The organism is Streptomyces sp. WAC05374 (genome assembly GCF_004353505.1).
In the GTDB taxonomy this organism is placed as follows: Bacteria; Actinomycetota; Actinomycetes; order Streptomycetales; family Streptomycetaceae; genus Streptomyces.
Genome location: NZ_SMNQ01000011.1, coordinates 67,525 through 90,669, shown reverse-complemented (window position 1 = coordinate 90,669; position 23,145 = coordinate 67,525). Strand labels below are relative to the sequence as shown.

Below are 23,145 nucleotides of genomic sequence, written 5' to 3'. Positions count from 1 at the left end.
GCCCGCCGCACTCCCGTACGAACCCATGGCGACCGATGGGGGCCCCGCCTGCTCGGTCCGTGATCGGCCGTGACCACTTGCCCCGTCTAAAGTGAGGGGCATGACCGAAACCCCCGCACAGCTCGATCTCTGGCCGGCCCCGTACGCACGCGGTGCCGTGGACGCGACCGTCACCGTGCCCGGGTCCAAGTCGGTCACCAACCGGGCCCTGGTGCTCGCGGCGCTCGCCTCCGAGCCCGGCTGGCTGCGCCACCCGCTGCGCTCCCGCGACACCCTGCTGATGGCGGAGGCCCTGCGCACCATGGGCGTCGGCATCGAGGAGGGCGTGGGCCCGGACGGCACGGGCGAGCGGTGGCGGGTCATCCCGGCGGGCCTGCACGGCCCGGCCACCATCGACGTCGGCAACGCCGGAACGGTCATGCGCTTCCTGCCGCCGGTCGCGGCGCTCGCCACCGGCCCGGTCCGCTTCGACGGCGACCCGCGTTCCTACGAGCGCCCGCTGCACGGGGTCATCGACGCCCTGCGCGTCCTGGGCGCCCGGATCGACGACGAGGCGCGCGGCGCGCTGCCGATGACCGTGCACGGCGCGGGGGCGCTGGAGGGCGGTCCGGTGGAGATCGACGCCTCCTCGTCGTCCCAGTTCGTCAGCGCGCTGCTGCTGTCCGCGCCGCGCTTCAACCAGGGCGTGGAGGTGCGGCACACCGGCGCCAGGCTGCCCTCGATGCCGCACATCCGGATGACCGTCGACATGCTGCGCGCGGTCGGCGCCCAGGTCGACGAGCCCGAGACCGGCGGCGAGCCGAACGTGTGGCGGGTCTCCCCCTCCGCGCTGCTCGGCCGTGACCTGACGGTCGAGCCCGACCTGTCCAACGCCCAGCCGTTCCTGGCCGCCGCGCTGGTGACCGGCGGCCGGGTCACCATCCCCGACTGGCCCGAGCGCACCACCCAGCCCGGTGACGCGCTGCGGGAGATCTTCACCGAGATGGGTGGCTCCTGCGAGCTCACCGAGCAGGGCCTGACCTTCACCGGAACGGGCACCGTCCACGGCATCGACGTGGACCTGAGCGAGGTCGGCGAGCTGACGCCCGGCATCGCGGCGGTCGCGGCCCTCGCCGACTCGCCCTCCACGCTGCGCGGCGTCGCCCACCTGCGCCTGCACGAGACGGACCGGCTGGCCGCGCTCACCAAGGAGATCAACGAACTGGGCGGCGACGTCACCGAGACGGCCGACGGGCTGCACATCCGCCCGCGCCCGCTGCACGGCGGGGTGTTCCACACGTACGACGACCACCGGATGGCGACGGCCGGATCGGTCATCGGGCTCGCGGTGGCGGGCGTGGAGATCGAGAACGTCGCGACGACCGCGAAGACCCTGCCGGACTTCCCGCAGATGTGGACCGGAATGCTCGAGGCCTGACGACATGCGCCGCTACGGCAAGCACACCGACGAGGACGACATCCGTTCCCGTCCCAACCGCAAGGGCAACCGGCCCCGCACCAACATCCGCCCCAAGCACGAGGACGCCGCCGAGGGCATGGTCCTCACCGTGGACCGCGGCCGGCTGACCTGCCTCGTCGAGGACCGTACGGTCATGGCGATGAAGGCCCGGGAGCTGGGCCGCAAGGCCGCCGTCGTCGGCGACCGGGTCTCCCTGGTCGGCGACCTGTCCGGCAAGAAGGACACCCTCGCGCGGATCGTCCGCATCGAGGAGCGCGCCTCGGTGCTGCGCCGCACGGCCGACGACGACGATCCCTACGAGCGGGTCGTCGTCGCCAACGCCGACCAGCTCGCCATCGTCACCGCCCTGGCCGACCCCGAGCCGCGCCCCCGGCTGATCGACCGGTGCCTGGTCGCGGCGTACGACGGCGGCCTGGAGCCGCTGCTGGTGCTCACCAAGTCGGACCTGGCCCCGCCCGAGAAGCTGCTGGAGCTGTACGGCGCGCTCGACATCCCGTACGTCGTGACGAGCCAGGACGAGCTGTACGACGGCCACACCGCCGCCGACCGGGTCCGCGAGCACCTGGACGGCCGCACCACCGCCTTCGTCGGCCACTCGGGCGTCGGCAAGACGACCCTGGTCAACGCCCTGGTGCCGGAGGACAGGCGCAGGAGCACCGGCCTGGTCAACGCGGTGACGGGCCGTGGCCGGCACACCACCACCTCGGCGCTGGCCCTCCCGCTGCACCGGGCCGACGGGTGGGTCATCGACACCCCGGGCGTGCGGTCCTTCGGGCTGAACCACGTGGACCCGTCGCGGGTCATCCACGCCTTCCCGGACCTGGAGCCGGGCACGGAGGGGTGCCCGCGCGCGTGCAGCCACGACGAGCAGGACTGCGCGCTGGACGCCTGGGTCGAGGAGGGCCACGCCGATCCGGCGCGGCTGCTGTCGCTGCGGCGGCTGCTCGCCACGCGCGAGCGGCGCGAGGGCGACTGACGGGCGACGCGACCGGCGACGCCACGGCGGGCGAGTCGCGCTCTTCCGCGAATGGCTCGGGCCGGTAAGTGCATAATCGCACCAAGTGACACGAAGCAGTCACCGACATCACTCACCGAGGTCACCGACGCGGGAGGCACTGACGATGGCGTGGCTGCTGGTGATTGTCGCCGGTTTCCTGGAGACGGGTTTCGCCGTCTGCCTCAAGCTGTCCCACGGCTTCACCCGGCTGTGGCCCACGGTCGCGTTCGCCTGCTTCGCCCTCGGCAGCTTCGGCCTGCTCACCCTGTCCCTGCGGAAGCTGGACGTCGGGCCCGCGTACGCGGTGTGGACGGGCATCGGCGCGGCGGGCACGGCCATCTACGGAATGATCTTCCTGGGCGACCTGGTCTCCACCCTGAAGATCATCTCGATCTCGCTGGTGATCTTCGGCGTCATCGGCCTCCAGTTGTCGGGCTCGTCGCACTGAGCACCCGGCGCAGCAGCGAGCCCACGTCCCCCGGGCCCGGCGCGACCACGTACGACAGGGCCAGCCGCACCGCCACTTCGCAGGCTGCCTCCAGGGCGTCGTCGCCCGTCCCGTCCCCGCCCGCCTCCCCGCCCCGGTTGCCCTGCCCCAGGGCGGTTCGCGACCGCTCCCGTACGGCCGCCACCAGTTCACCCGGCTCCGGCGCCCCGCCGTCGGCACGGCGCTGCGCCGGGGGCCCGGCCGGCGCCCGGTGGCGGACGGGCGCGGGGCGGGGCGCGGGCAGCCGGTCGCCCCAGCAGCCGGTGAGCAGGGCGCGCAGCAGCGGACGCGCGTACGCCTCGCCGACGGTCCACTCGGCGACCGAGACGAGCCGCTCGGTCGCGTCCGACCGGGCCCGCAGGGCGCCCTCGACCCCGTACAGATAGGCGTCGGCCTCGCGCCGCACCAGGGCGCGGGCGAGCCCCTCCTTGCTGCCGAACTCGTTGTAGAGGGTCTGCCGGGAGACCCCCGCGGCGGACGCCACGTCGACCATCCGTATCGCCGGCCAGGGCAGTGCCGCGAGCGCCGCCGTGGCCGCGTTCAGCAGTGCTTCTCGGGCGGTGGGCATCGTCGCCTCCCAGGCCGTCGCCTGCCGGGCCGTCGCCTCGGCTTAGCGCTCAGAGTTGACGGGCGGCCACGGACTGTCAATAGGCCCTGCTGAAGCCGCCGATCCCCCGGGATAGAGTCGCCCCATGGCCGATTACCACGATGATCTGCGTCTCGCCCACGTCCTCGCGGATGCCGCCGACGCCGCCACCATGGACCGGTTCCGGGCCCTCGACCTGAAGGTCGAGACCAAGCCCGACATGACGCCGGTGAGCGAGGCGGACAAGGCGGCCGAGGAGCTGATCCGGGGCCACCTGCAGCGGGCACGGCCGCGCGACGCGATCCTGGGCGAGGAGTACGGCGTCGAGGGCACCGGCCCGCGCCGCTGGGTGGTCGACCCGATCGACGGCACCAAGAACTACGTGCGCGGGGTGCCCGTGTGGGCGACGCTGATCGCGCTGATGGAGGCGGGTCCCGGCGGCTTCCAGCCAGTGGTGGGCGTCGTGTCGGCACCGGCGCTGGGCCGCCGCTGGTGGGCGGCGAAGGGGCTGGGCGCGTACACGGGGCGGAGCCTGGCGTCGGCGACCCGCGTCCAGGTGTCGAAGGTGGCGGAGCTGTCGGACGCCTCGTTCGCGTACTCCTCGCTGAGCGGCTGGGAGGAGCAGGGCCGGCTGGACGGGTTCCTGGACCTCACGCGCGCGTGCTGGCGGACGCGCGGCTACGGCGACTTCTGGCCGTACATGATGGTCGCGGAGGGCTCGGTGGACATCTGCGCGGAGCCGGAGCTGTCGCTGTGGGACATGGCGGCGCCCGCGATCGTGGTGCAGGAGGCGGGCGGCACGTTCACCGGCCTGGACGGGGAGCCGGGCCCGCACAGCGGGAACGCGGCGGCGTCGAACGGGCTGCTCCACGAGGAGCTGCTGGGCTACCTGAACCAGCGCTACTGACGCCGGGACGTCACGGGGCTCCCAGGAGGCGTCACCGGCGGCGTTCGGGAACGGTCCGTAGTGGCGTCTGCGCGCCAGGTGGCGCACACCCCTTGTTGAGGCCCCGCGGGGCTGCCACTCTGAGAGTCCCCCCGCTTGTGAACTTGTGAATCTTTTCTCGTTGAGGGATTCACCAAGGAGGTGGCTCCGTCCATGCTCGTCCGTGACGCCATGAGCACGGTGGTCCTCACCATCGGCCCCGCACACACCCTCCGCCAGGCCGCCGCCCTGATGGCGGCGCGCCGCGTCGGCGCGGCCGTCGTTCTGGACCACGACACCAGCGGCCTCGGCATCCTCACCGAACGCGACATCCTGGTCTCCGTCGGCTCCGGCCAGAACCCGGACCTGGAGACGGCCGGCGCGCACACCACCACCGACGTCGTCTTCGCGGCACCCGGCTGGACCCTGGAGGAAGCCGCCCAGGCCATGGCCCACGGCGGTTTCCGGCACCTGATCGTGCTGGACGGCAACGGGCCGGTCGGCATCGTCTCCGTACGCGACATCATCCGCTGCTGGGCACCGGTGCGACTGCGCGCGGCCTCCCGCGAGGCCACCGTGGCGGTGGGGTAGGCACGCGAGAGGGCCGGCCCCCGAGTCGGGGAGCCGGCCCTCTGCTCACGACAAGCGATCCAGCGCTGTTCAGCCGCGCAGGGCCTGGACCGCGGCCTCCAGCCGCTTGCCGTAGTCCTCGTCCGCCTGGCGGAAGTTGTTGATCGCGCGCTCGGCGATGTCGTCGCGCGAGACCTTGGCGATGAAGCCCGCCAGGTTGGCGATCAGGCGCTCCTTCTCCTCCTCCGACATCAGCCGGTAGAGGTTGCCCGCCTGGACGAAGTCGTTGTCCTCGGCGTGGACGGGCGCCTCGTGGTCACCGGTCACCCCGGTGACCGGGACCGGCTGCCACAGCGGGCGGCCGGTCTGGTTCGGGCCGCCGAAGCTGTTGGGCTCATAGTTCTTGGCGCCGGCGTGGCGGCCGTCGTACAGGAAGCCGTCACGGCTGTTCGTCCGCGCCTCGGTGGCGTGCGGCCGGTTCACCGGCAGGTGGTCGGCGTTGATGCCGACGCGGTAGCGGTGGGCGTCGCCGTACGCGAAGAGGCGGCCCTGGAGCATCTTGTCGGGCGAGGGGCCGATACCGGGCACGAAGTGCGCCGGGGAGAAGATCGACTGCTCGACCTCGGCGAAGACGTTCTGCGGGTTGCGGTTGAGCTCCAGCTTGCCGATCTCGATGACCGGGTAGTCCGCGTGCGGCCACACCTTGGTGAGGTCGAACGGGTTGAACCGGTACGTCGCGGCCTCGGCGGCGGGCATGATCTGCACGCCGACGGTCCAGGTCGGGTAGTCGCCGCGCTCGATCGCCTCGCGCAGGTCGCGCTGGTGGGAGTCCGGGTCCTCACCCGCGAGCTTGTTCGCCTCGTCCTGGGTGAGGCACTTGATGCCCTGGTCGGTCTTGAAGTGGTACTTGACCCAGAAGACCTCGCCGGCCTCGTTGTTCCACTGGAAGGTGTGGGAACCGAAGCCGTCCATGTGGCGGTAGCTCGCCGGGATGCCGCGGTCGCCGAACAGCCAGGTCACCTGGTGCGTCGACTCGGGCGACAGGCCCCAGAAGTCCCACACGTTGTCCGCCTCCTGGGAGCCGGTGTACGGGTCGCGCTTCTGGGTGTGGATGAAGTCGGGGAACTTGATGGCGTCCTTGATGAAGAACACCGGGGTGTTGTTGCCGACGAGGTCGTAGTTGCCCTCTTCGGTGTAGAACTTCAGCGCGAAACCGCGCGGGTCACGGACCGCGTCGGCCGCGCCGAGGTTGCCCGCCACGGTCGAGAAGCGGAGGAACGTCTCCGTCTGCTTGCCGACCTCGGACAGGAACTTCGCCCGGGTGTACTGGGTGACGTCGGCCGTCACCGTGAAGGTGCCGTAGGCGCCGGCACCGCGCGCGTGGACCACGCGCTCCGGGATGCGCTCGCGGTTGAAGTGCGCGAGCTTCTCCAGCAGCAACTGGTCCTGGACCAGAACCGGACCACCGACGCCCGCGGTCTCGCTGTTCTGGTTGTCGGCGACCGGCGCGCCGGCCTCCGTGGTGAGCGGTCCCTGCGTCACGTGCGCCTCCTGCGTGAGTCCTGCGTTGTCCTGCAAGTCCTGTCCCTTGGCTAATGCCGTCACCGATCCTACAATGGACTTTGTCTAAGTCAAGCTTGCATCCAAAGCCACACCGATTCGGGACTTAGGTCCCCTGCTGTTAGGCTGGTTTTCATGAGTGACCTGTTGGAACGACTGCGTGGACGCGGCTGGCGGATGACCGCCCAGCGACGTGTCGTGGCCGAGGTCCTCGATGGGGACCACGTTCATCTGACCGCCGACGAGGTGCACGCCCGCGCGGTGGAGCGGCTTCCCGAGATCTCCCGCGCGACGGTGTACAACACGCTGGGTGAGCTGGTGACGCTGGGTGAGGTCCTGGAGGTCTCCACGGACCGCCGCGCCAAGCGGTACGACCCGAACGCGCACCGCCCGCACCACCACCTGGTGTGCGCCCGCTGCGGCGCCATCCGCGACGTCCACCCGACGGGCAACCCGCTGTCGGACCTGCCGGCCACGGAGCGCTTCGGCTTCACGATCTCGGACGTGGAAGTGACCTACCGCGGCGTCTGCCCGGACTGCGCCTCCGCCTGACGGCTCCGATCCCCCTGGACGCGGTCCAGGGGGGCGCCGGGCGCCGCGTACGCGACGCGAACACACCGTGAACACGCCGAAGGCCCGGATCATCGTGATGATCCGGGCCTTCGGTTTCAGTAGCGGGGACAGGATTTGAACCTGCGACCTCTGGGTTATGAGCCCAGCGAGCTACCGAGCTGCTCCACCCCGCGTCGGTGAACACAACCTTACGGGACCGCGTGGACCAGCGCAAATCCATAAGCCTGGCTTGGGCACCGGGCCCGCGTGGGGCTTCCGGGGCGTCGGCTTTCTGGCGCCGGCTTACCGGGCGCCCGGGCAGGGGTGGGTCGGCGAGGCGACCCGGCCTGCCGGGGGCTGGGGCTGGGGCGCTCGGCCCGCCGGGGGCCGGGCGGTCCGCCGGGGGCCGGGCGGTCCGCCGGGAGGCCGGGCGGTCCGCCGGGAGGCCGGGCGGTCCGCCGGGAGGCCGGGCCCATGGGGCTCGGGTTACGCGGTGAGCTCCTGGTGCAGCGCCTCGCTGAGGCGGGCGGCGCGCTCGGCGACCTCGGCCGGGCCGAGCTCGACGGCGCGGGCGCACCAGCGCCTGCCCTCGGTCAGCTCACCCCGGCGGGCGGCGAGCAGCGCCAGCCGCAGGGCGGCCCGCCCGTGTCCCGCCCGGGCCGCGCGGGTCCACCAGAGCGACGCCTCGCGCTCGTTTCCGTCACGGGCGAGCAGCAGGCCCAGGTTGAAGGCGCCGTTGCGGCTGCCCGCCTCGGCGGCCTCGCGGTACCAGCGGGCCGCCTCCGCGCTGTCGCCCCGGGCGGCGGCCAGCATGCCGACCCGGACCTGGGCGCGCCGGTGACCCTGCTCGGCCGCCCGCTCGTACCACTCCTCGCACTCGCTCTTCGGCGCCTGCGGCTCACCGAGCGCGGGCGGCCCGGTGGGCGCCTGGCGGGCGTCCAGCACGGTGGCGAGGCGGAACGCCGCCTCGGCGCTGCCACCGCCCGCCGCGCACCGCAGGTGGCGCTCGGCCTCCTGCTCGTCGCCGTCCCGCAGGCGGGCGATGCCGACCTGGAGCGCGGCCTCGGTGTGGCCGGCCGCGGCGGCCCGCTCGTACCAGCGCAGTGCCGTCTCGTCGTCGTCGCGACCCGCGTAGAGGATGCCCAGGTTGAAGGCGGCGTCGACGCTACCGGCCTCGGCGGCCTTGGAGAACCACGGCTCGGCGCCGTTCGGGTCGCCGCTCTGGAGGAGCAGGATGGCGAGCGCGTTGGCGGCCTCGCGGTGACCCGCGTAGGCGGCACGGCGGTACCACTGCTCGGCCTGGGAGACACGGTTCTGGGCGGCGAACAGGAGCCCGAGGTTGTACGCGCCGTTCACGTCGCCGGCGTCCGTGGCCGCGCGGTACCAGCGCTCGGCCGTCTGGTGCTCGCCCCGGGCGGCGTGCAGGGCGCCCAGCGCGTTGGCGGCGTTTCCGTCGCCGTCCTGGGCTGCGCGCAGCCACCAGACGGCGGCGCTCTCCTCGTCGCCCGCGTCGCGGAGCAGGAAGCCGAGCGCGCAGGCGGCCCGGGACTCGCCGTCCTTGGCGGACGTGAGGTACCAGCGGCCGGCCTCCTTCAGCTCGCCGCGCCGCTCTAGGATGGCCCCGAGGTGCAGGGCGGCGCGGCGGTGACCGCGGGCGGCGGCCTGCCGGTACCACTGCTCGGCGGTCTCGGTACCAGGAGTGGCGGTGGTGTCGTCGGTGGCCTTGCCGTCAGCCTTGCGCTCCAGGGCGCGGGCGAGGCGGTACGCGGCTTCGCGGTGGCCCTGCTCGGCGGCGGCGCGCAGCCACCGCTCGGCGCCGACGTCGCTGCGGTGCTCCAGCAGGTCGGCGAGGGCGTACGCGCCGAGGGCGTGGCCCTGCTCGGCGGACTGGCGCAGCCAGTACTCGGCCGCCGGCTCGTCGCCGCGCTCGCGGTAGTGGCGGCCCAGGGCGTGGGCGGCTGCGGCGGACCCGGCCACGGCGGCGATGCGCCACCAGCCGGCGGCCTCGTCGGCGTATCCGCGCTGGTGGAGGAGGACGCCCAGGTTGTTGGCCGCGGCACGGTCGCCGTCGGCGGTGGCGGCGCGGAGGTAGGGCTCGGCGCCGTCGAGGTCGCCGCGGCGCAGCAGCAGGGCCCCGACGACGCTCATGGCGGCGGTGTCGCCGTTGTCGGCGGCGCGGCGGTGGCGCTCCTCGGTCTCGACGGCGTCGCCGGGCTCGGCGCTGTCCATGGCGGTGCTGTCCATGGCGGTGGTCTCCATGGCAGCGTCACTCATCGCGTCCGCAGCGCTTTCGGTGTGCCGCTGCACAAACCGCCCTGTCTCCAACAGAGTTGCCCTGTCCCCCATAATTCCCATCGTCGCACCACCTGCTACCCGCGTACACCTGGTATACCGCAGCCAGTGAGGTCACTTCAGCGTTTTGTCGACATGCCCACAGGGAGACAAGTCAAACACGTCCCACCCCAACTGCCCCCGTGAGGGGCGTTCTTCACACGAGCCTCGTTCCCCCGGGACCTTCCTCCGACCCGCCCCCCGAACAGCGGAAACACCCCCGGACACAGCAAGGGCCCGGATCCTGGAAGGATCCGGGCCCTTGCTTTCAGTAGCGGGGACAGGATTTGAACCTGCGACCTCTGGGTTATGAGCCCAGCGAGCTACCGAGCTGCTCCACCCCGCGTCGTTGTGTCACCACCGTATCACGGCTTGGGGGACCCCCTGCCCGCCCCGGAGGACGGGCAGGGGGACAGCCGGGGATCAGCCGCCGGAAGCGGGCTTGCCGGCACCGGCCGCACCGGCACCCGGCTTCGGCTTGTCGTCGGCCTTCTCACCGGCGTCCGCCTTGCGCTGGGCGTCCGCGGCGGCGACCCGCTGGAGGGCCGCGGCCAGCTCGTCCTGCGCCTTGCCGTACGCCGTCCAGTCGCCCTTCTTCAGGGCGGCCTCGCTGTCCGCGAACGCCTTCTGCGCCTCCGCGATCGCCTGCGCGAGCGCGGCGTCACCGGTGGCGGGCGGCTTGGTCGGGTCGCTCGGCGGCGGGGGCGTGGTCGGCGTCTCGCCGTCCACCCCGAAGACCGCGTTCAGCGCCTTGGCGAGGTTGTCCTCGAACACCGTGGTGTCCTTGGTCGTGTCGCCTTCCGGCTGGTCCGCGTCGACGTACGACACGGCCACCTTCCGCATCAGCGGGTAGAGCGCGTTGCGGCCCTGCGCGTAGATCGGCTCCACGTACAGGAACCCGCCGTCCAGGGGCACCGTCAGCAGGTTGCCGTACTGGATGTCGGAGTCGGCGCCCTTGAGGTCGCGGACGAACTGGGCGACGGAGGGCAGGCTGTTGAGCTTGTTCTGCACCTGCGCCGGGCCGGGTACGTCCTGGGTGACCCTGAGCAGTCTGATCCGGCCGTAGTCCTTGCTGTTGGCGTCGGCGTCGACCGCCATGAACCCGCCCAGGTTGGGCCGGCCGTTCGGCGTGAACGTCGTCGTCAGCGAGAACTGCTGCTGCGTGTCCCCGGGCATCTTCATGCTCAGGTAGTACGGCGGGACCGCGTTGCCGTCCTTGTTGGTCGGGTCGTCCGGCACCTGCCAGGCGTCACTGCCGCTGTAGAACTGGGCGGCGTCCTGGACGTGGTAGCGGGTCAGCAGCTCGCGCTGGACCTTGAACATGTCCTGGGGGTACCGCAGGTGCTGCCGCAGGCTGTCGTTGATGGCGCTCTTCGGCTCCACCGTGCCGGGGAACGCCTTCATCCAGGTCTTCAGGACTGGGTCCTTGGTGTCCCACTGGTACAGCTTCACCGTGCCGTCGTACGCGTCGACGGTGGCCTTCACCGAGTTGCGGATGTAGTTGACCTGGTTCTGCTGGGCGACGACCGCGCGCGTCTGGTTGCCGGCGGTGAGGGAGTCCGTGGTGGTGTCCCCCAGCGTCGTGCGGGACGCGTACGGATAGCCGTTGGTCGTCGTGTAGGCGTCGACGATCCACTGGATGCGGCCGTCGATGACCGCCGGGTAGGCGTCGCCGTCGATGGTCAGCCAGGGGGCGACCGCCTCCACGCGCTGCTTGGGCGTGCGGTTGTAGAGAATCCGCGAGCCGTCGCCGATGGCGCCCGAGTAGAGGATCTGCGGCTCGCTGAAGGCCACCGCGTAGGCCGCCCGGTTGAAGGCGTTGGAGAGGTTGACCCCGCTCTTGCCCTTGTAGCTGGTGGTCTTCTCGCCGTTCTCCTCGTAGTCGAGCTCCTTCTGCGGGCCGCCGACGATCGAGTACTGCTCGGTCTTCTCGCCGTAGTAGATCCGCTGCTCGTACTTCGGGGTCTCACCGGTGGTCGGCAGCCCGGACTCGGTGAAGATCGGGGAGCCGTTGGCGTCGGTCGCCGTGCCCGTGGCCATGATCGCGCCATAGCCGTGGGTGTACGTGAAGTGGTCGTTGATCCAGTTCCGCTTCGGGATGCCCCGGATGTTCAGCTCACGCAGACCGATGACCGTGTCCTTGCCCTCGTACCGGTCGACGTCGAGCGTGGTCGGGAACTGGTAGTACTTCCGCCGCTGCTCGAGCTGCTGGAAGGTGGGCGAGACGATGTTCGGGTCGACCAGCCGGTAGCTGGCGGCCGTGTCGGCGTCCGCCCGCAACTTGTCCTTGGCCTTGACCGTGGACTTGCCGGAGTAGTTCTCCGGCTTCGTCTGGTCGATGTCGTACGCCTTGCGCGTCGCCTCGATGTTCTTCTCGATGTACGGCGCTTCCTTGGCCTGCTCGTTCGGCTGGACCTGGAACTTCTGCACGATCGCCGGGTACAGCCCGCCGATCAGGATCGCCGACAGGACCATGAGCCCGAAGCCGATCACCGGAAGCTGCCAGGTGCGGCGCCAGAGCGTCGCGAAGAACAGCACGGCGCAGATGGCGGCGATGCAGAACAGGATGGTCTTCGCCGGCAGGTAGGCGTTGGCGTCGACGTACCTCAGACCCGTCCAGTTGCCGGTCGCCTTGAAGTCGCTGGACTTCACCGCCAGGCCGTACCGGTCGAGCCAGTACGCCACCGCCTTCAGGGAGACGAAGACGCCCAGGAGGACGGAGAGGTGACCGGTCGCGGCGGCCGTCGCGCGGGCGCCCGGGCTGGTGATCCGCAGCCCGCCGTACAGGTAGTGCGTGAGGGCCGCGGCGATCAGCGACAGCACGGTCGCCGCGAAGCCGAAGCCCAGCAGGAACCGGTACCACGGCAGGTCGAACGCGTAGAACTTCACGTCCATGCCGAACTGCGGGTCCTTCTGGCCGAAGGGCACGCCGTTGATCCACATCAGCCAGGTGCGCCACTGGCCGGAGGCGGACGCACCCGCGATCAGCCCGACCAGGGCCGTGATCGCCAGGAGCACCCACTTCTTGTACGGGGCCAGTCCCATCCGGTACCGGTCCAGGCTCTGCTGCTCCAGCGACATGGCGCTCAGCGGTGGGCGCAGCCGGTGCGCGAGCCAGATGTTCAGTCCGACCGCCAGGGCCATCAGCAGACCGAAGACGGCGAACAGGCCGATCTTGGTCCACAGAGTGGTGGTGAAGACGGACGAGTAATTGACGGACCTGTACCACAGCCAGTCCGTCCAGAACCCGGCGAACATGACGAAGAGCATGGCCAGCACGGCCAGCACGCCCAGTGTCATGAGCAGGGTACGGGCCCGCCGGGACGGCCGGCCGACTCTGATCCGTGGCCCGGTCGGGCCTCCGCCGCGGTCCGGCATCTGGAAAGCCAACGTGCGCCCCTCGAGTTCGCGGTCGTGTGGTGAAGCAGTGGTGTCGTAAAGCAGTCGTGTGAAGCAGGCCCAGCGATCGTAGAGCCCACTCATGCAACTTACTGAAGCTTTACCTAGTTCCCGACCCGGGGTCGAAAGGAGGCAGGATATTGCCCATGTCCAACGTTTCTCCCTCAGGTCCCCCGATGGCCGCCGGCCCGCTGACCCGCGCGGTGCTCGAGATCGACGAGTACGCGTCCGGCCTCGGCTGGGACCAGCCGGCCCGGCTCTTCGCCCTGGTCGACACCGCACGGCTGCGCTCCCAGGAGCCGGCCCTGGCCGCCCAGCTCGGCCTCGGCTCCGACGAGGCGGCGGCCCCGCTCACCCCGATCGAGCAGGACGAGATCCCCGCCGGCCGGCCGCTCGACGAGTTCCTCGGCACCATCGCCTGGCCCGACGCCGTGGCGGGCTGCGCGCTGACCGTGGAGCGGCTGATGCTGCCGCCGTCCGCCGAGGCCTCCGTCCCGGAGGGTCTCGACGAGGCGGGCCTGGCCAAGTGGGTCGCCGCCCACCCCGACCGCCAGGAGGTCCGCATGACCGTCGCCGTCCTGCGCGACGGGGCCCGCGAGTCGGCGCTCCGGCTGCGCGAGAAGGACTCCCCCACGGAGGTCCTCACCGGCGCCGACCTGGTCCCGGGCCTCGCGGAGGCCCTGGCCGCGACGTTCGAGTCCGACTGACCGACCGCCCGACGGTCCGGGCCTCCGTGCGAGGCCGGGTCCGTGGTCCGGGGCGAGCCGGGACGGCCCCGGGGCCCGGGGTCAGCCCTTCGCGCAGCTCGGCAGGCCGGTGGTGGCGCCCTTGCGGACCTTCTCCAGGGACGCGACCGCGTCCTTGATCGTGTCCACCTTGATCAGGGTGAGCCCGTCGGGCGTGTCGGAGGCAGCCGCCGCGCAGTTGTCGGCGGGCGTCAGGAAGTACCTGGCGCCCGCGTTCCGCGCGCCGACCAGCTTCATCTCGATGCCGCCGATGGGGCCGACCTTGCCTGTGTCGTCGATCGTCCCGGTGCCCGCGACGAACCTGCCGCCGGTCAGGTCGCCCGGGGTCAGCTTGTCGACGATGCCGAGGGAGAACATCAGGCCCGCGCTGGGGCCGCCCACATCGGCGAGCTTGATGTCGACGGTGAACGGGAACGTGTGATCGGTCCCCGCCTGGATGCCGACGATCGCCCGGTCGCCCTCGTCGGACGTCTTGGTGGTGAGGGTGACCCGCTCGGTCGTGGTGGGCTCCCGGCCCGCCTTCTCGGCGGCGGCCGCGTCCTTCGCCGGGACGATGGTGAAGACCACGTCCTCCTTCGGCTTGTGCCTGGTGACGAGCTTCGCGACGTCCTGCGGCTCCTTGACCGGCGTACCGTCCACGGCCTTGATCACGTCACCCGCGTGCAGCGTGCCCTCGGCGGGGCTGTCCTTCTGGACGGAGGAGACGACCACGCGGGACGCGACGGGGATGCCGAGCTGTCCGAGGGCGGCGACCTTCGCGCTCTCCTGGGACTGGCTGAACTCCTCGGCGTTCTCCTGGGTCGACTCCTCCTCGGTCTTGCCGTTCGGGTAGAGCGTCTCGTGCGGCACCACGACGCTGTCGTGGGCGATCCAGCCGTACACCGCCTCGACCAGGTTCATCCGGTAGTCCGCACCGGTGACCCGGACCGTCGTCATATTGAGGTGCCCGGTCGTCGGGTAGGTCTTGTGGCCGGAGATCTGGAGCACCGGCTCGCCGTCGGCCTCGCCGAGCGTGTTGACCGTCGGTCCCGGGCTCATCTCCGCGTAGGGCACCCGGAAGAACACGCCTGCGCAGAGCAGCGCGATGAGGACGAGGGTGGAGGCGAGCATCGTCGCGGTGCGGCGGGGCATGGAACGACAGTACGGGACGCGTGTGTCCGTGCACCCCCGGGGCCGGTCCGTACGGGGGCGGCGCGGAGAGCCGGTCAGGCCGTACCGCTGCCCGAGTGGGACCTCTCCATGACCTCGCGGAAGCGCGCGTAGCCCGCCAGTTCGGCCACGTCACCGGTGGTCCGGTCGCGTGAGGCCCAGCTTCCCCATATCGCAGCACCGATGGCGGCGAAGAGCGGAATCAGCAACCAGGCGAGAACTGCCATCGCGACCTCCCGTCCCCATGATCACAACGCACTGACTGATCAGCAGATTAACCATCCGCCGGTTCAACGCTCACGCCAGGGGTCGGGTTACGCAAATCGGACGCTTGGCCACCGTACGGATCCGGTCGGCGGGCGCCGCCCCTCCCCCGGACTCCGTCCGGGGGGACCCTCACTACACGTGCTTGAAGCTCAGCAGGCGCCGACCCACTCCTCTGTGCCGTCGGAGAAGCGCTGGTGCTTCCAGATCGGCACCTCGTGCTTGAGGTCGTCGATCAGCTTCCGGCACGCCTCGAAGGCCTCCGCGCGGTGCGGGCACGACACGGCGACGACCACGGCCAGGTCGCCGACGGTCAGGTCGCCCACCCGGTGCACGGCGGCGAGGGCGCGTACGGGGTAGTCGGCGACGACCTTCTCCGCGACGCGGCGCAGCTCGGCCTCGGCCGTGGGGTGGCGGGAGTACCCGAGGGCGTCGACGTCGGCGCCGCCGTCATGGTTGCGCACGGTGCCCACGAACAGGGCGGTGCCACCGGCCGCGTCGTCGCCGACGGCGCGGAAGACCTCGTCGAGGGAGAGCGGGGTGTCACGGATCGCCAGCAGCCGGATCGGGTCCGCCGCCGCGCGCTCGCCGGGGTGGTCGTACGTGGGTGCCATGCGGCCATCGTGCCGCACGGGACTGACATCGCGGAATAGCGTTTTCGACCTGCCCGGCCACGCGCGCGTTGGAGCCTCCTACAGCACCCGCCGCACCGGCTTCCACGGGCTGCGGCGCCCACGGCCCCCGTGGGCGGCTCCGCGGCCCGTCACCGGTGCGGGCCCGGCCGGCCCGGGGCGGTCACAGGCCGCGGCGCTTGCGTGCCCGGCGTACGAGGGCCGCGGTGCCCAGCAGGGCCACCGTCGCGCCCGCGGCCCCGGCGGCCGTGGCGTCCTTGCGGCCGAGGCGGCGGCCGGCGACCGTGTGGCGGCCCTCCACCTCCTCCAGGAGCGCGGCGAGGACCTCCTCGTTGGTCCACCCCGGCCGCCAGCCCGCGTCGTGCAGCCGTCCGACGCTGACCACCCACGGATGCATGGTGTACGCGAGGTCGCCCGCCGGTGACGGAGTGAGGCCGATGCGGTGCAGCCGGGCGGCCGCCCCCAGGGCCACGGCCGACGGCAGCTCCATGCGGCGGATGCCGCTCAGCTCCTCGACCTCCTCCTGCTCCAGCCAGCCGTCGCAGCCGACCGCGAACTCGCCCTCCACCTTCTCCAGCGCCGCGTACTCCAGCGCGCTGACCAGGTCCTCGACGTGGCAGAACTGCCAGGCCGGACGCGATCCGGCGACCACCAGCAGCCGGGGCGACTCGAAGTACCGCGTCAGCGCCGTGTCCGTCCCGCCCACCAGGACGGCGGGGCGCACGACGGTGACGTTCAGGCCGGGGTGCGCGCGGGGCGCCCGGCGGGCCAGGCGTTCGATCTCCAGCAGGTCGCCCACACCGGTGGCCTCGGCGGTCGCCCGCAGCTCGGCGTCCTCGGAGAGCGGGATGTCGTTGTCGGGCAGCGCGCCGTAGACCATGGCGGAGGTGCACAGGACGACCCGGTGGACGCCCGCCGCGGCCGCGGCGGTCAGCACCGTCTGCGTACCGCGCACGTTGTACGCCGTACGGGCGGCCGCGTCGGTCTCCAGGTCGAGGTCGAGCGCCAGGTGCACGACGACGTCGGCACCGCGCAGCTTCTCGGCGATGGCGGGGTCCCGCACGTCGAGGATGTGCCACTGCGCCTCGGAGACCTCGCCACGGCGCTCGTCGATGGCGATGACCTGCTTGACCTCCTCGGACGCGGCGAGGCGCCGGGTGAGCAGGTCTCCGACGCCGGACGCGGCACCGGTGACCGCGACGACGGGGCCGCGGCCGGACTGGGTTGAGTTGTTTCGCCTCTGGCGAACTTCGGCGCCGCGCTCTGCGGGAACCTGCGGATCTGGGGAACTCACCGGGCGTCTCCAGCGGTTGTCTTCAGTACGTACGTGTATGACGCGTACGTACCAGGTGGCGTCCATCCTGCCGCAGGCCATGAGCCGGTGGAGCACCGAGCCCACATCCGGCTCGGATGTCTACGCTGGTGGTGTTGTCGGGCAGCCGCCGCCGGCAGGAAGCCGGCGGCCCTACGAGCCGAGGAACCCCGTGAGTGACACCCCATTCGGATTCGGCCTTCCGCCGGAGGAGCCGGAGGACGGCGACGAAGGCAAGAAGAAGGGACCCGCCGAAGGTGGCAAGGGTGCCGGTGGGAACCCCTTCGGGTTCGGCGGCATGCCGGGCGGCGGGGACAACCCGTTCGCCGCGATGTTCGGTTCGCTGAACCCCGCGGACCTGGGCGCGGCCTTCCAGCAGCTCGGACAGATGCTGAGCTATGAGGGCGGTCCGGTCAACTGGGACATGGCCAAGCAGATCGCCCGCCAGACGGTCTCGCAGGGCACGTCCGACGGCACCAAGGACGCCAGCGTGGGCCCGGCCGAGCGGGCGGCGGTCGAGGAGGCCGTGCGCCTCGCCGACCTGTGGCTGGACGGCGTGACGTCCCTGCCCTCGGGGGCGAGCACCGCCGTGGCGTGGAGCCGCGCGGAGTGGGTCGAGGCGACGCTGCCGGCCTGGCAGCAGCTCGTGGACCCGGTCGCCGAGCGGGTCGGCGCGGCGATGGGCGACGTCCTGCCCGAGGAGATGCAGGCCATGGCGGGCCCGCTGATCGGCATGATGCGTTCCATGGGCGGCGCCATGTTCGGCCAGCAGATCGGCCAGGCCGTGGGCGTCCTGGCCGGCGAGGTGGTCGGTTCGACCGATGTCGGGCTGCCCCTGGGGCCGGCCGGCAAGGCCGCGCTGCTGCCGCTGAACGTGGCGGCGTTCGGCAAGGACCTGGGCGTGCCGCAGGACGAGGTCCGGCTGTACCTGGCGCTGCGCGAGGCCGCCCACCAGCGGCTCTTCGCCCACGTGCCGTGGCTGCGCTCGCACCTGTTCGGCGCGGTCGAGGGGTACGCCCGCGGGATCAAGGTCGACACCGGCAAGCTGGAGGACGCGGTCGGCGGGCTCGACCCGTCCAACCCGGAGCAGTTGCAGGAAGCCCTCCAGCAGGGCATGTTCCAGCCGGAGGACACCCCGGAGCAGAAGGCCGCCCTGGCCCGTCTGGAGACGGCTCTGGCGCTGGTCGAGGGCTGGGTCGACGCGGTGGTCCACGAGGCCGCCAGGACCCGTCTGACGTCCGCCGACGCGCTGCGCGAGACGCTGCGCCGCCGCCGCGCCTCGGGCGGTCCGGCCGAGCAGACGTTCGCCACGCTGATCGGTCTGGAGCTGCGGCCCCGCCGGCTGCGCGACGCCGCCCGGCTGTGGGCGTCGCTCACGGACGCGCGGGGTGTCGACGGCCGCGACGGCCTGTGGGAGCACCCGGACATGCTGCCGACGGCGTCCGACCTGGACGACCCGGACGGCTTCGTCCACCGCGAGCACCTGGACTTCTCCGAGCTCGACAAGATGCTCGGCGAGGCCGCCGGCCGGGACGGCCGCGCCCAGGGCGAGGGCGGCACGGGCCAGGGCGGCAAGGGCGAGGACGGCACGCGTGAGGACGACTCCGACAAGTGACCCTGCACGATGACGCCGTCCTGGTACTGAAGGCGTACGAAGGGTCCGGGGACCAGGCGGAGCTGCGCCAGGTCTACCTGGACCACCTGTCGGCCCACCCGGACGGGATGTGGAAGGCGTGCGGGGCCGGGCACCTGACGGCCAGCGCGCTGGTGGTGGACCCGTCACGGGGGCGGGTCCTGCTCACCCTGCACAAGAAGCTGGGCATGTGGCTCCAGATGGGCGGCCACTGCGAGCCCGGGGACGAGACGGTCGCCGCCGCCGCGCTGCGGGAGGCCACGGAGGAGTCCGGGATCCCCGGGCTGACGCTGATGGCGGGCGGCCCGGTCCGGCTGGACCGGCACCCGATCCCGGCTCCCTGCCACTGGCACCTGGACGTGCAGTATCTGGCGGTCGCGCCGCCGGACGCGGTGGAGGCGATCAGCGACGAGTCGCTGGACCTGCGGTGGTTCGGTTACGACGAGGTGGCGGCCGTGGCCGACGCCTCGGTCGTCCGGCTGGCCGAGGCGGCCCGCGCGGCGCTCTAGGACCGGCGCGCGATTCAGGGGCACGGGTAAGGGGCGGTCACCGTGGTGACCGCCCCTTACCCGTGTGTCGCGTCAGTTCCAGGCGTTGTTCTGGTTCTGGGCGTGCGCGCCGTGCTGGCCGACGCCGAACTGCGCCCCCACGCCCTGCCCGATCTGGGCGTTCTGCGGCGGCATGACCTCGCTGGGCTGGACGAGCGCGAAGCCCTCGCCCAGGAAGCTCAGTTCCCAGCCCTCGCCGGTGGAGCCGCGCCGGCGGCGGACGTTGGACGAGTGGGTCTGCGCCTGCATCTGCACGCGCAGCGACGACGACCAGGCGACGATCGCGTCCGCGTCGGCGTTGACGTACTTGTCCGGGGTGACCTGCATCATCAGCGGCTGGCCCGAGGTCATCAGGGCGACCTTGCCCCGGCCGGAGATGTTGAGCTGGTACTTGCCCGACCCCGAGATGCCGTACTGGCTGTCCACCGCGATGACCTCGGTGTGCAGCGTGGAGTCCAGCGCCAGCACATAGGCGCTGTCCACGGTCATGCCCTCCTGGTCGACGTCCACGACGTGGATGTATTGGGCCAGGTTGGCGAAGTAGACGGTGCCCTGCCCGGAGCAGCGCATCAGGTCCAGGCCCTCACCGGTGTTGGCGCGGGCGCGGCGCTGGTTGTTGTTCTGGTACTCGCCGTCGAAGTCCATCAGCCCCTGGTACGCGACCATGGCGCCCTTGCGGGCGAGGACGTCGTCGTGCCCGGTGAGCGTGACCCGCAGGAGCTGCGGGTTCTGGACGACGTACCGCTCCTGGCTCTGCTGTTCGGTGTGGCTGAAAAGCGGGCTCTGCATGGTGTTTCTCGCTCCCCCTCAGCCCCGGATCCGCAGGCGGTCGGTGCTGTCCTCGCTCGGCTGTACGACGACGATGCCCTGCCCGGAGAAGGCCATCTGGTACGCCTCCCCGCTGCCCCGCCCGATCAGGGAGGAGGCCTTGAAGCTGCGCTTGCCCTTCACCTTCAGGGCCGGCGACCAGGCGACGAGCGCGTCGGGGTCGACGTACGTCTCGTCCTCGCCCCGGCCGCAGTCGACGACGATGGGGGTGCCGCGCGAGGTCAGGGCGACCCAGCCGGTTCCGGCGAACTGGACGTTCCACAGTCCCTGTCCGGCGAACTTGGCCATGCCCTTGACCCTCTCGGCGCCCCACTGGAGGTGCGCGTCGAAGGCCAGCACATTGGTGCCGTTGACGGACAGCGCGTCGTTGTTGAGGTTGATGACGACGACGTCGGCGCCGTAGTCGGCGAGGTAGAGCAGCCCGTCACCGGAGCACTTCATGACCGGTGCGCCCTCGCCGGTCACCCACTGGGAGGCGATCTGGCGGACGGCGGGCGGGTTCGGCTCGTACTGGACGAAGCCCTCGTAGGCGACGACGGAGCCGGTGCGCGCGAACAGGTCCTGGCCCGAGGCCATGGCGACCTTGAGCATGTGGCGGCCGTGGTTCTCCATGCGTGCCGCGACGGGGGTCGGGGCGTAGCCCGCGAGTTGCTGGTTCATGGTTCGGGCTCCCTCAGACCTCGTAGGGCTGGACGACGATGAAGTTGCCGGGAGCGCCCCGGAACTGGAGGTTGACGGTCTCCCCGCTGTGGCCGGGGTAGGCGTTGCGGCGGAGCCGGACCTGGCTGGACAGGATCACCTGCGAGGCGGACGACCAGGCGACGACGGCGTTGCAGTCGGCGAAGGTGGTCGGGGTGACGGGCAGGACGACCGGGACGCCGTGCGTCTTGACGACGACCGTGCCAGTACCGGTGAACTGCATGGTGAACAGCGCGCCGCCGGGGATGCCGTGGCCCTCGATGCGGCGGACTTCGTACTGGAGCGTCTCGTCGAAGGCGAGCACGTTCTCGGCGGAGACGCAGATGCCGTCGCCCTGGAGCTCGATGGGGTGCAGGTGCGCCCCGTTCTCGGCGAGGAACACCTGGCCGCGGCCGGTGCAGCGCATGAGCTGCATCTCCTGGCCCGTGGCGTTGCCGACGATGCGGCCGGAGAAACCGGCTCCCTTGTACCCGAATTCGACCTTGCCCTGGTACATGACCATGCTGCCCTGCCGGGCGAGGACGGGCGTGCCGCCCATGGCGAGGTCGACCCGCATGAGCTGCTGGTTCTGCGGCGTCCAGCGCTGACCGGTGGCGGTCTCGCGGTACTTCTGGAGCGCGGCCTCGAGTCCGGGCCCGGACTGGGGCGCGCCCTGCGGCATGCCTCCCGGGGGCATGCCTCCCATGGGCGGCTGCTGCCCGTAGGGCTGGGCGTACTGCTGCTGGCCGTAGGGGGCCGCGGGCTGCTGGCCGTACGGGGACGGCGCACCGTGCGGTGGTGTCTGGCCGGGCACCTGGCCGTACTGCGGCTGCTGCGGCGGCTGCCCGTACTGCGGCTGCTGGGGCGGCTGGCCGTACGGGGACGCCGGGGGCGGCGGGGTCGGCGCGGCCGGTGCCATGGGCGCGGCCAGCGTCGGCGCGGTGTGCACCGGCTGCTGCGGCGGGGCCGGGGCGGGCGCGGGTGCGGGTGCGACGGGCGCGGGTGCCGCCGGGGCGGGCGCGGGTGCCGCCGGGGCGCCGAACGACGGGGCGGGCTGCGGTGCCTGCGGCGTGGCCGGGGCGGCGAAGGCGGGCGGCGCGAAGGACGGCGCCGCGGCCTGCGGCTGCTGCGGGGCGGCCGGCTCCTCCTCGGCGACCTCGCCGCCGAAGTTCTTGAGCAGCGCCTCCAGGCCTCCGTCGAAGCCCTGGCCGACGGCGGCGAACCGCCACACGTCCTTGAGATAGAAGTCACCCAGCATCACCGCGCGCTCGGTGCTGAACTCCGAGCCGTCGAACGCGTACCGGGCGACCTCCTCGCCACCGGCGACGATACGGATGTATCCGGGGCCCACCTGGGACATCTGTCCGGCGCCGTCGATCGTCGCGGTGAAGGACAGCTTGTGGATGTGCGGCGGGATGCGGTCGAGCGTGACGCGGAAGGACTCGGTGTCGCCGGCCTGCGCGCCCAGGAGCTGGATGGACTCCTCGGGCGACTTCGGCTGGTTGAAGAAGATGAAATACCGGTCGTCCGAGAGCTGCTCATTGGCGTCCAGGCCGAAGCAACTGATGTCGAAGGTCAGCCCTGGAGCGGCGATCTGCACACCCACGTACAGATCGGTTCCGGGCGTGAGATCGCTGATCTTGGCCTTGTGGCCCCGTTGGAATTCCCTGGCCATGCGTAACGACCGTCCCCCATCCCGATTTTTGAATGCGTCGCGCCAGGCTAACGGCTGGCGACGACATTGAGCCAAGTCGGGACTGTTTCGGTACAGGATCGGTGAATGTCACTCTCCGCGAGCGGCCGGCAGGTGCGGCAACCGGCCCGCCGCGACGACGCCTTCGAGGTATCCCCGGGCCCGTTCGGTACGCGGGTAGGCCTCCAGCAGCCGCCAGAACCCCGGCCCGTGGCCGGGCACCAGCAGGTGGGCCAGCTCGTGGACGAGGACGTAGTCCACGACGTACTCCGGCATGCCCTGCAAGCGGTGCGACAGGCGGATGCTGCCCTCCACCGGCGTGCAGGACCCCCACCGGGTGTTCTGGTTGGTCACCCATCGCACGGACGTCGGCCGCGCCCTGCCGCCGAAATACTGGGCGGACAGCCGCTCGGCCCGCTCGGTCAGCTCGGTGTCGCCGAGGACGCGTCTGCTCTCCTGGGCGGCGAGCTTGTCGAGCATCACGTTCACCCAGCGCCGCTCCTCCGCCTCCGACATCCGGGCGGGGATGAGCACGACGGTGCGGTCGCCCTCGCGGTAGGCGGAGACGGTCCTGCTGCGCCGGGTGCTCCTGCGGACCTCGACCGCACTCGTCCCCGGGCCACGGGACGGGTCGCTGGTCGGACTGCGCTGTGGGTCGGCGGGCACGCCCCGACGTTACCCGCTGTCAGCGGGGGAAGTCCCGCCTCCGGAACGGTTGGCGTGTGATCCATCCACAGCCTGCACCATTTGAACGACTAATGCACCGGGCCTGTGGACAACTTTCCCCGGCTGCCCT

The 23,145-nt window shown here is 71.8% G+C and carries 21 protein-coding genes and 2 tRNA genes; 9 read left to right on the top strand and 14 right to left on the bottom strand.

Annotated features, from left to right (window positions below):
* Window positions 1-100 precede the first annotated feature (100 nt).
* The 3 genes from aroA (at window position 101) to E2B92_RS21100 (ending at window position 2,904) form a co-directional block, all read left to right on the top strand.
* Window positions 101-1,417, top strand: coding sequence for a 3-phosphoshikimate 1-carboxyvinyltransferase (aroA, locus tag E2B92_RS21110; protein WP_126888362.1), 1,317 nt, complete (start codon window positions 101-103; stop codon window positions 1,415-1,417).
* 4 nt (window positions 1,418-1,421) lie between these two features.
* Window positions 1,422-2,435 (top strand): ribosome small subunit-dependent GTPase A, encoded by a 1,014-nt coding sequence (gene rsgA / locus E2B92_RS21105; RefSeq protein ID WP_126888361.1) that lies wholly within the window; start codon window positions 1,422-1,424, stop codon window positions 2,433-2,435.
* A 145-nt stretch (window positions 2,436-2,580) separates the two neighbouring features.
* Entirely contained in the window at window positions 2,581-2,904 is a 324-nt protein-coding gene (locus E2B92_RS21100) for a DMT family transporter (RefSeq protein ID WP_126888360.1), read from the top strand.
* On the opposite strand, the gene E2B92_RS21095 is transcribed toward E2B92_RS21100, so the two are convergent.
* A complete protein-coding gene (locus E2B92_RS21095) occupies window positions 2,870-3,511 on the bottom strand; it encodes a TetR/AcrR family transcriptional regulator (RefSeq protein ID WP_126888359.1) in 642 nt (213 codons plus the stop codon). The two genes, E2B92_RS21100 and E2B92_RS21095, sit on opposite strands and share 35 nt — an antisense overlap.
* 124 nt (window positions 3,512-3,635) lie before the next feature.
* Here E2B92_RS21095 and hisN point away from each other — a divergent pair, with 124 nt between their 5' ends.
* Window positions 3,636-4,436, top strand: coding sequence for a histidinol-phosphatase (gene hisN, locus E2B92_RS21090; RefSeq protein ID WP_126888358.1), 801 nt, complete (start codon window positions 3,636-3,638; stop codon window positions 4,434-4,436).
* Between the two features lie 192 nt (window positions 4,437-4,628).
* Window positions 4,629-5,045 carry a CBS domain-containing protein gene (locus E2B92_RS21085; RefSeq protein WP_126888357.1) on the top strand — a complete coding sequence of 139 codons (417 nt, stop codon included), beginning with the start codon at window positions 4,629-4,631 and terminating at the stop codon, window positions 5,043-5,045.
* 69 nt (window positions 5,046-5,114) lie between these two features.
* On the opposite strand, the gene E2B92_RS21080 is transcribed toward E2B92_RS21085, so the two are convergent.
* The gene (locus E2B92_RS21080; RefSeq protein ID WP_126888356.1) at window positions 5,115-6,566 is read right to left on the bottom strand and encodes a catalase; all 1,452 of its coding nucleotides are present in this window, start codon (window positions 6,564-6,566) and stop codon (window positions 5,115-5,117) included.
* A 153-nt stretch (window positions 6,567-6,719) separates the two neighbouring features.
* Between E2B92_RS21080 and E2B92_RS21075 the strand changes: the two genes are divergently transcribed.
* A complete protein-coding gene (locus tag E2B92_RS21075; RefSeq protein WP_126888355.1) occupies window positions 6,720-7,136 on the top strand; it encodes a Fur family transcriptional regulator in 417 nt (138 codons plus the stop codon).
* Between the two features lie 120 nt (window positions 7,137-7,256).
* Here the strand turns inward: E2B92_RS21075 and E2B92_RS21070 are convergent.
* From E2B92_RS21070 to E2B92_RS21055, 4 genes are all read right to left on the bottom strand, one after another.
* Window positions 7,257-7,330 (bottom strand) — tRNA-Met (locus E2B92_RS21070).
* A gap of 292 nt (window positions 7,331-7,622) precedes the next feature.
* Complete coding sequence (locus tag E2B92_RS21065) at window positions 7,623-9,491, bottom strand: tetratricopeptide repeat protein (RefSeq protein WP_126888206.1); 1,869 nt, start codon at window positions 9,489-9,491, stop codon at window positions 7,623-7,625.
* A gap of 248 nt (window positions 9,492-9,739) precedes the next feature.
* A tRNA-Met gene (locus E2B92_RS21060) sits at window positions 9,740-9,813 on the bottom strand.
* 77 nt (window positions 9,814-9,890) lie between these two features.
* Window positions 9,891-12,845 (bottom strand): UPF0182 family membrane protein, encoded by a 2,955-nt coding sequence (locus E2B92_RS21055; RefSeq protein ID WP_126888207.1) that lies wholly within the window; start codon window positions 12,843-12,845, stop codon window positions 9,891-9,893.
* A gap of 167 nt (window positions 12,846-13,012) precedes the next feature.
* Here E2B92_RS21055 and E2B92_RS21050 point away from each other — a divergent pair, with 167 nt between their 5' ends.
* On the top strand, window positions 13,013-13,573 hold the full coding sequence (locus E2B92_RS21050; RefSeq protein ID WP_126888205.1) for a PPA1309 family protein: 561 nt from the start codon (window positions 13,013-13,015) through the stop codon (window positions 13,571-13,573).
* An 81-nt stretch (window positions 13,574-13,654) separates the two neighbouring features.
* On the opposite strand, the gene E2B92_RS21045 is transcribed toward E2B92_RS21050, so the two are convergent.
* The 4 genes from E2B92_RS21045 to E2B92_RS21035 form a co-directional block, all read right to left on the bottom strand.
* Window positions 13,655-14,743, bottom strand: coding sequence for a YlbL family protein (locus E2B92_RS21045; protein WP_126888204.1), 1,089 nt, complete (start codon window positions 14,741-14,743; stop codon window positions 13,655-13,657).
* A 74-nt stretch (window positions 14,744-14,817) separates the two neighbouring features.
* Window positions 14,818-14,988 (bottom strand): hypothetical protein, encoded by a 171-nt coding sequence (locus E2B92_RS33010; RefSeq protein WP_185923719.1) that lies wholly within the window; start codon window positions 14,986-14,988, stop codon window positions 14,818-14,820.
* Between the two features lie 189 nt (window positions 14,989-15,177).
* The gene (locus E2B92_RS21040; protein ID WP_126888203.1) at window positions 15,178-15,639 is read right to left on the bottom strand and encodes a molybdenum cofactor biosynthesis protein MoaE; all 462 of its coding nucleotides are present in this window, start codon (window positions 15,637-15,639) and stop codon (window positions 15,178-15,180) included.
* A 181-nt stretch (window positions 15,640-15,820) separates the two neighbouring features.
* On the bottom strand, window positions 15,821-16,951 hold the full coding sequence (locus E2B92_RS21035) for an SDR family oxidoreductase (protein ID WP_126888202.1): 1,131 nt from the start codon (window positions 16,949-16,951) through the stop codon (window positions 15,821-15,823).
* A gap of 190 nt (window positions 16,952-17,141) precedes the next feature.
* Between E2B92_RS21035 and E2B92_RS21030 the strand changes: the two genes are divergently transcribed.
* Window positions 17,142-18,584, top strand: coding sequence for a zinc-dependent metalloprotease (locus tag E2B92_RS21030; protein WP_126888201.1), 1,443 nt, complete (start codon window positions 17,142-17,144; stop codon window positions 18,582-18,584).
* A complete protein-coding gene (locus E2B92_RS21025) occupies window positions 18,581-19,111 on the top strand; it encodes an NUDIX hydrolase (protein WP_126888200.1) in 531 nt (176 codons plus the stop codon). Before E2B92_RS21030 ends, E2B92_RS21025 begins: the two co-directional genes overlap by 4 nt.
* 72 nt (window positions 19,112-19,183) lie before the next feature.
* On the opposite strand, the gene E2B92_RS21020 is transcribed toward E2B92_RS21025, so the two are convergent.
* The 4 genes from E2B92_RS21020 to E2B92_RS21005 all read right to left on the bottom strand — a co-directional run bounded on the left by E2B92_RS21020 (window position 19,184) and on the right by E2B92_RS21005 (window position 23,015).
* Window positions 19,184-19,939 carry an AIM24 family protein gene (locus tag E2B92_RS21020; protein ID WP_126888199.1) on the bottom strand — a complete coding sequence of 252 codons (756 nt, stop codon included), beginning with the start codon at window positions 19,937-19,939 and terminating at the stop codon, window positions 19,184-19,186.
* Between the two features lie 18 nt (window positions 19,940-19,957).
* Window positions 19,958-20,638 (bottom strand): AIM24 family protein, encoded by a 681-nt coding sequence (locus E2B92_RS21015; protein ID WP_126888198.1) that lies wholly within the window; start codon window positions 20,636-20,638, stop codon window positions 19,958-19,960.
* Window positions 20,639-20,651: 13 nt separating this feature from the next.
* Window positions 20,652-22,331 carry a TerD family protein gene (locus tag E2B92_RS21010; protein ID WP_133087640.1) on the bottom strand — a complete coding sequence of 560 codons (1,680 nt, stop codon included), beginning with the start codon at window positions 22,329-22,331 and terminating at the stop codon, window positions 20,652-20,654.
* A 108-nt stretch (window positions 22,332-22,439) separates the two neighbouring features.
* Window positions 22,440-23,015 (bottom strand): M48 metallopeptidase family protein, encoded by a 576-nt coding sequence (locus tag E2B92_RS21005; RefSeq protein ID WP_126889587.1) that lies wholly within the window; start codon window positions 23,013-23,015, stop codon window positions 22,440-22,442.
* Between the last annotated feature and the right edge of the window lie 130 nt (window positions 23,016-23,145).

Coding starts and splice junctions, on each gene's coding strand:
- aroA (WP_126888362.1), top strand. CDS start 101: ATGACCGAAACCCCCGCACAGCTCGATCTCTGGCCGGCCCCGTACGCA.
- rsgA (WP_126888361.1), top strand. CDS start 1,422: ATGCGCCGCTACGGCAAGCACACCGACGAGGACGACATCCGTTCCCGT.
- E2B92_RS21100 (WP_126888360.1), top strand. CDS start 2,581: ATGGCGTGGCTGCTGGTGATTGTCGCCGGTTTCCTGGAGACGGGTTTC.
- E2B92_RS21095 (WP_126888359.1), bottom strand. CDS start 3,511: ATGCCCACCGCCCGAGAAGCACTGCTGAACGCGGCCACGGCGGCGCTC.
- hisN (WP_126888358.1), top strand. CDS start 3,636: ATGGCCGATTACCACGATGATCTGCGTCTCGCCCACGTCCTCGCGGAT.
- E2B92_RS21085 (WP_126888357.1), top strand. CDS start 4,629: ATGCTCGTCCGTGACGCCATGAGCACGGTGGTCCTCACCATCGGCCCC.
- E2B92_RS21075 (WP_126888355.1), top strand. CDS start 6,720: ATGAGTGACCTGTTGGAACGACTGCGTGGACGCGGCTGGCGGATGACC.
- E2B92_RS21065 (WP_126888206.1), bottom strand. CDS start 9,491: ATGGGAATTATGGGGGACAGGGCAACTCTGTTGGAGACAGGGCGGTTT.
- E2B92_RS21055 (WP_126888207.1), bottom strand. CDS start 12,845: ATGCCGGACCGCGGCGGAGGCCCGACCGGGCCACGGATCAGAGTCGGC.
- E2B92_RS21050 (WP_126888205.1), top strand. CDS start 13,013: ATGTCCAACGTTTCTCCCTCAGGTCCCCCGATGGCCGCCGGCCCGCTG.
- E2B92_RS21045 (WP_126888204.1), bottom strand. CDS start 14,743: ATGCCCCGCCGCACCGCGACGATGCTCGCCTCCACCCTCGTCCTCATC.
- E2B92_RS33010 (WP_185923719.1), bottom strand. CDS start 14,988: ATGGCAGTTCTCGCCTGGTTGCTGATTCCGCTCTTCGCCGCCATCGGT.
- E2B92_RS21040 (WP_126888203.1), bottom strand. CDS start 15,639: ATGGCACCCACGTACGACCACCCCGGCGAGCGCGCGGCGGCGGACCCG.
- E2B92_RS21020 (WP_126888199.1), bottom strand. CDS start 19,939: ATGCAGAGCCCGCTTTTCAGCCACACCGAACAGCAGAGCCAGGAGCGG.
- E2B92_RS21015 (WP_126888198.1), bottom strand. CDS start 20,638: ATGAACCAGCAACTCGCGGGCTACGCCCCGACCCCCGTCGCGGCACGC.
- E2B92_RS21010 (WP_133087640.1), bottom strand. CDS start 22,331: ATGGCCAGGGAATTCCAACGGGGCCACAAGGCCAAGATCAGCGATCTC.